A 6,030-nucleotide genomic window follows, 5' to 3' on the forward strand; every position below is an offset into this window, starting at 1 on the left:
GTCGCAGATTCCGCCCCTGGTCGCAGGGTTGGCTCCGGTCCATGCGACGTCGAAGAGAATCCGCGGGGGGAGGAGCACGCGTACAATGGGCACACGAGCATCGATCCGGCCATCACCGGGGAGCTCTCGGAAGAACGGTCCGGCGACGGACTCAGTAGAACCGAGCGGGGCAGGCCCGTCACAGCCGCAGTGAGAGTGGTCCGTGGGTCTCTGAGCTTGTCGAAGGGATGCAGGGGCACGCGAGGTGGTACCGCGGTCCGCGAGGATCGTCCTCGCAGCAGCATCCGCCACGACGACCACTGCGAGAGACAATGACCTACCCGCGCTCCTCCTTCGGCCCCGCTGCCGACCCTTCGACCAGCTCAGGTACCCAGGGGTCTGTGGCGCCGAGCCCCCGCTTCCCGCAGATCGAGGAGGAGGTGCTCGACTTCTGGAAGACCGACGACACCTTCCGCGCCTCCATCGAGCAGCGCGAGGGTGCCCCCGAGTGGGTGTTCTACGACGGCCCTCCCTTCGCGAACGGCCTGCCGCACTACGGCCACCTGCTCACGGGCTACGCGAAAGACGTGTTCCCGCGCTTCCAGACCATGATCGGGCACAAGGTCGACCGCGTCTTCGGGTGGGACACCCACGGGCTCCCGGCCGAGCTCGAGGCGATGAAGCAGCTCGGGATCACCGAGAAGAGCGAGATCGAGGAGATGGGGATCGACGTCTTCAACGAGAAGGCGCGCTCCTCGGTCCTGAAGTACACGCGGGAGTGGGAGGACTACGTCACCCGCCAGGCCCGGTGGGTGGACTTCGAGCGCGGATACAAGACGCTCGACCTCGGCTACATGGAGAGCGTGCTCTGGGCCTTCAAGACCCTGTACGACAAGGGGCTCGCCTACGAGGGCTACCGCGTCCTCCCGTACTGCTGGCGCGATGAGACGCCGCTGTCCGCCCACGAGCTGCGCATGGACGACGACGTCTACCAGATGCGACAGGACCCGTCGGTCACCGTCACCTTCCCGCTCACCGGCGCGAAGGCCGAGGCGCTGGGCCTCACCGGCGTGCGCGCCCTCGCCTGGACGACGACCCCGTGGACCCTGCCGACCAACCTCGCGCTCGCCGTGGGCCCGGACATCGAGTACGTCGTGCTGCCCGCCGGTCCCGCCGGCGCCTCCGACGTGCACCAGGGCCGTGCCGCTCCGTCGGCAGACCAGCTCGCGGTCGAGGCCTCCGCGCACCGCTACCTGCTCGCGAAGGACCTGCTCGGCGGCTATGCCAAGGATCTCGGCTACGAGAGCCCGGAGGACGCGTTCGCCGCGGTCGACGCCACGTTGCGCGGTGCGGAGCTGGCGGACATCACCTACGACCGCCTGTTCGACTACTACGCGGACGAGGAGACCTATGGCACCGGGAACGCCTGGCGCATCCTCGTCGACGACTACGTCACCACGACCGACGGCACCGGCATCGTCCACCAGGCACCCGCCTATGGTGAGGACGACCAGCGCGTCGCCGGCGCGGCCGGCATCCCGACGATCCTGTCCCTCGACGACGGCGGGCGCTTCCTCCCGAACGTCACCGATGTCGCTGGCGAGCTGTGGATGGACGCGAACACGCCGCTCGTGCGCATCATCCGCGACAACGGCCGCCTGGTCCGGCTGCAGAGCTACGAGCACTCCTACCCGCACTGCTGGCGCTGCCGGAACCCCCTGATCTACAAGGCGGTGTCGAGCTGGTTCATCCGGGTCACCGACATCAAGGACGACCTCCTCGCGAACAACGAGCAGATCACCTGGGTGCCGGAGAACGTGAAGGAGGGGCAGTTCGGCAAGTGGCTCGAGGGTGCCCGCGACTGGTCGATCAGCCGCAACCGCTACTGGGGCTCGCCCATCCCGATCTGGAAGAGCGATGATCCGGAGTACCCGCGCGTCGACGCCTACGGCTCGCTGGAGGAGCTGGAGCGCGACTTCGGCACGCTGCCGCGCAACCCCGAGGGTGAGGTGGACCTGCACCGCCCGTACATCGACGACCTGACGAGGCCGAACCCCGACGACCCCACGGGCAAGAGCACGATGCGGCGCATCGGCGACGTCTTCGACGTGTGGTTCGACTCCGGCTCGATGCCGTACGCCCAGGTGCACTATCCGTTCGAGAACCAGGAGTGGTTCGACTCGCACTCGCCGGCGGACTTCATCGTCGAGTACATCGGTCAGACCCGCGGCTGGTTCTACGTCATGCACGTGCTCTCGACGGCGCTGTTCAACCGCCCGGCGTTCACGGGCGTCAGCTGCCACGGCATCGTGCTCGGCAGCGACGGCTACAAGATGTCGAAGTCGCTGCGGAACTACCCGGATGTGTCCGAGGTGCTGGACCGCGACGGGTCCGACGCCATGCGCTGGTTCCTCATGTCCAGCGCGGTGCTCCGCGGCGGGAACCTCATCGTCACCGAGGAGGGCATCCGTTCCGGCGTGCGGGAGTTCCTGCTGCCGCTGTGGAACTCGTGGTACTTCTTCGCGACGTATGCGAATGCTTCGACAGGCTCAGCACCCCAGGGAGGAGCAGGCTCAGCACCCCAGGGAGGAGCAGGCTCAGCACCCCAGGGAGGAGCAGGCTCGGCAACCCAGGGAGGCGGGTACGAGGCGTCGTGGCGCACCGACTCGACCGACGTCCTCGACCGGTACATCCTCGCGCGACTGGGCGATCTCGTCCGCGAGGTCCGCGCCGACCTGGAGGGTCTGGACTCGACCACCGCGTCCGCGCGACTCCGGGACTTCGCCGAGGTGCTGACGAACTGGTACATCCGTCGTTCGCGCGACCGGTTCTGGGTAGGTGTGACGGACGACCCGAAGAGCCGCGAGGCCTTCGACACGCTCTACACCGTGCTGGAGACGCTGTGCCGCGTGGCCGCGCCGCTCGTCCCGCTCATCAGCGAGCGCGTGTGGCAGGGCCTCACCGGCGGGCGCAGCGTGCATCTGCAGGACTGGCCGGATCCGGAGCAGTTCCCGGCGGCCGACGAGATCCGCGACGCCATGGATGCCGTCCGTGAGCTGTCGAGCGTCGGCAACGCGCTGCGCAAGAAGGAGAAGCTGCGCGTGCGCCTGCCGCTCGCACGGCTCACGGTGGTCTCTCCGCTCGCGGCCGACCTCGGCCAGTTCGAGGACATCCTCCGCGAGGAGCTCAACGTCAAGACCGTCGAGCTCGTCCCGCTGACCGACGAGGCGGCAGGGGAGTACGGCATCAGCCACCGGCTGAGCGTGAACGCCCGCGCGGCGGGTCCGCGCCTCGGCAAGGACGTGCAGAAGGCCATCCAGGCCGCGCGCTCGGGTGACTGGTCCGAGACCGACGGCGTCGTCACCGCCGGCGGCATCGCGCTGGAGCCCGCGGAGTACGATCTCGTGCTGGAGACCACGGGTCGCCCCGAGGGGGAGGCCCTGGCCATCGTCCCGTCCGGCGGGTTCGTCCTGCTCGACACCGACACGACGCCGGAGCTGGAGGCCGAGGGCATCGCCCGCGACGCCATCCGCGTCGTGCAGGAGGCGCGCAAGAACGCGGGCCTCGACGTCAGCGACCGGATCGTGCTGGCGCTCAACGCCGCCCCCGCGGAGGCGGCGGCGCTGGAGACCCACGCCGACCTCATCGCCGCCGAGACGCTTGCCGTGGCCTTCGCCGTGCAGCCGACCGATGACCTCGACCGGCTCGTCGACGAGGTCACGAGCCCCGGAGACGGCGTGCATCGGAGCGGGGCGAAGGCCCTCGGGGCCGGGAAGGCACCGCTCCTCGTCACGATCGACACGAACCTGGAGAAGGTGGGCGCATGAGTGCGAGAGACCGGGCCGACGCCGTCTATGAGACGCTGCTGAGCCGTGCCGGGGAACGCTGGGTGCAGCCGCGCAAGGAGCGCACGGCCCGCATCCTCGAGTACCTCGACGACCCGCAGCGCACCTACCGCGTTATCCACATCACCGGCACCAACGGCAAGACGTCGACCGCGCGCATGATCGAGAGCCTGCTGCGTGCCCATGACCTGCGCACTGGCCTGTTCACGAGCCCGCACCTGGAGCGCTTCACCGAGCGCATCATGATCGATGGTGAGCCGATCGCCGACGAGGCCGTGGCCGACGCCTGGGACGAGATCGAGCCGTTCGTGGGGATCGTCGACGCCGAGCTCGAGGCGGCGGGGGAGGCCCCGCTGACGTTCTTCGAGCTGCTCACGGTCCTCGCCTTCGTCGCCGTCGCCGATGCCCCCGTCGACGTGCTCGTGCTCGAGGTCGGCATGGGAGGGGAGTGGGACTCCACGAACACCGCGGACGGCGACGTGGCGGTGTTCGCTCCGATCGACATCGACCACGCGGACCGCCTGGGAAGCACGATCGCGGAGATCGCCCAGGTCAAGGCCGGCATCATCAAGGAAGGCGCTGCCGTCGTCTCCGCCCAGCAGCCGGCTGAAGCCGCCGAGGTCCTGCGTCGCGTGGCCGCGGAGCGTCACGCCACCATCGCCTTCGAGGGCGAGGACTTCGGGCTCTCCGAGCAGAAGCTCGCCGTCGGCGGTCAGCTCCTCACCATCCGCGGCCTCGCCGGGCAGTACGAGGAGGAGTACCTGCCGCTGTACGGCGCGCACCAGGGTCACAACGCGGCCCTCGCCGTCGCCGCCGTCGAGTCGCTGATCGGCGGGGCCGGCCAGGCCATCGCGGGCGGAGTGATCTCGGACGGCCTGCAGGGCAGCACGTCTCCCGGCCGTCTGCAGCTCCTCGGCATCGCCCCCACCGTCATCGTCGACGCCGCGCACAATCCGCACGGCGCCGCAGCGCTCGCCCAGGCGCTGGAGGACAGCTTCGACTTCGACGAGTGGGGACTCGTGCTCGGCGTCCTCGCGGACAAGGACGCCGCAGGCATCGTCGCGCGTCTCGCGCCCGCCGCCGCCCACGTGTTCGCGACCGCGCCGGAGTCCGACCGCGCCAGCGATGCCGACCTCATCGCCGACCTCGTCGAACAGGCCGGACAGCGCGCCACCGTGCACCCGTCGCTCGCGGATGCCGCGGACGCGGCGCGGGAGTGGGCGGCCTCGTCGGATCGTCGGGCCGTGGTCATCGCCGGCTCCGTCGTGCTCGCGGGCGAGGCGATCGCGCTCTCCGAGGAGGAGGACTGGAAGTCGGGGTGGCGCGCGTGAGTGCCTCCGCCGCACCGCGTCGACCGCGCGCGCCGCGCACCCTCGTGCAGAAGCTCGCCCCGGTGGTGCTCGGCTTCGAGGCGATCGTCGTCTTCCTCGTCGGGCTCACCATCTTCGGCTTGAAGGCTCTTCCGGCGGGCATCGAGCAGTGGTGGGGGATCGTGGGTGGTGCCGTCGTCGCGGTGGCCTGCGTCGTCATCGCCGGCATGATCACGAAGCCGTGGGCGATCGCCGCCGGCTGGATCGTCCAGATCGTCGTGGCCCTCTCGGCCATCGCGGTCCCCGCCGTGCTCCTCGTCGTCCTGATTTTCGGCGGGATGTGGGCGTATGCGACCATCATGGGGGCCCGCCTGGACGCACGACGCCCGAGCGGGGCTCCGACCGCGCAGAACGCAGACACAGAGAGTGAATGACATGGCCACCGAAGAAACCCTCGTCCTCGTCAAGCCGGACGGTGTCGCCCGCGGCCTCACCGGCACGATCCTCGCCCGCATCGAGGCGAAGGGCTACGCGCTCGTCGACATCCGCCTCGTCGAGCCCGACCGCGACCTCCTCGCCGCTCACTATGCGGAGCACGAGGGCAAGCCGTTCTACGAGCCCCTTCTCGAGTTCATGATGTCCGGTCCCTCCGTGGCGATCCGCCTCGCGGGCAACCGTGTCATCGAAGGGTTCCGCTCCCTCGCCGGCACGACCGACCCCACGACCGCCGCCCCCGGCACCATCCGCGGCGACTTCGGTCGCGACTGGGGCCTCAAGGTGCAGCAGAACCTCGTGCACGGCTCGGACAGCCCCGAGTCGGCGGCCCGAGAGCTGGGCATCTGGTTCGACTGACCCCATCTTCACGACGAAGCCCGTCCGCCGGAATGGCGGGCGGG

The 6,030-nt window shown here is 69.8% G+C and carries 4 protein-coding genes; all 4 read left to right on the top strand.

Annotated elements, in window-relative coordinates; all coding sequences use genetic code 11:
* Positions 1-311: 311 nt before the first annotated feature.
* The 4 genes from ileS to ndk are packed head-to-tail and all read left to right on the top strand — an operon-like array spanning position 312 to position 5,986.
* Positions 312-3,806, top strand: coding sequence for an isoleucine--tRNA ligase (ileS, locus tag M4D53_RS13895; RefSeq protein ID WP_259954586.1), 3,495 nt, complete (start codon positions 312-314; stop codon positions 3,804-3,806).
* Positions 3,803-5,155, top strand: a complete 1,353-nt coding sequence (locus tag M4D53_RS13900) for a bifunctional folylpolyglutamate synthase/dihydrofolate synthase (protein ID WP_259954587.1) — start codon at positions 3,803-3,805, stop codon at positions 5,153-5,155. Before ileS ends, M4D53_RS13900 begins: the two co-directional genes overlap by 4 nt.
* Positions 5,152-5,568 carry a DUF4233 domain-containing protein gene (locus M4D53_RS13905; protein ID WP_232089036.1) on the top strand — a complete coding sequence of 139 codons (417 nt, stop codon included), beginning with the start codon at positions 5,152-5,154 and terminating at the stop codon, positions 5,566-5,568. Before M4D53_RS13900 ends, M4D53_RS13905 begins: the two co-directional genes overlap by 4 nt.
* A gap of 1 nt (position 5,569) precedes the next feature.
* The gene (ndk, locus tag M4D53_RS13910; RefSeq protein ID WP_071329548.1) at positions 5,570-5,986 is read left to right on the top strand and encodes a nucleoside-diphosphate kinase; all 417 of its coding nucleotides are present in this window, start codon (positions 5,570-5,572) and stop codon (positions 5,984-5,986) included.
* The last annotated feature ends 44 nt before the right edge of the window (positions 5,987-6,030 follow it).

This window comes from Microbacterium meiriae, assembly GCF_025143875.1.
GTDB lineage: Bacteria > Actinomycetota > Actinomycetes > Actinomycetales > Microbacteriaceae > Microbacterium > Microbacterium meiriae.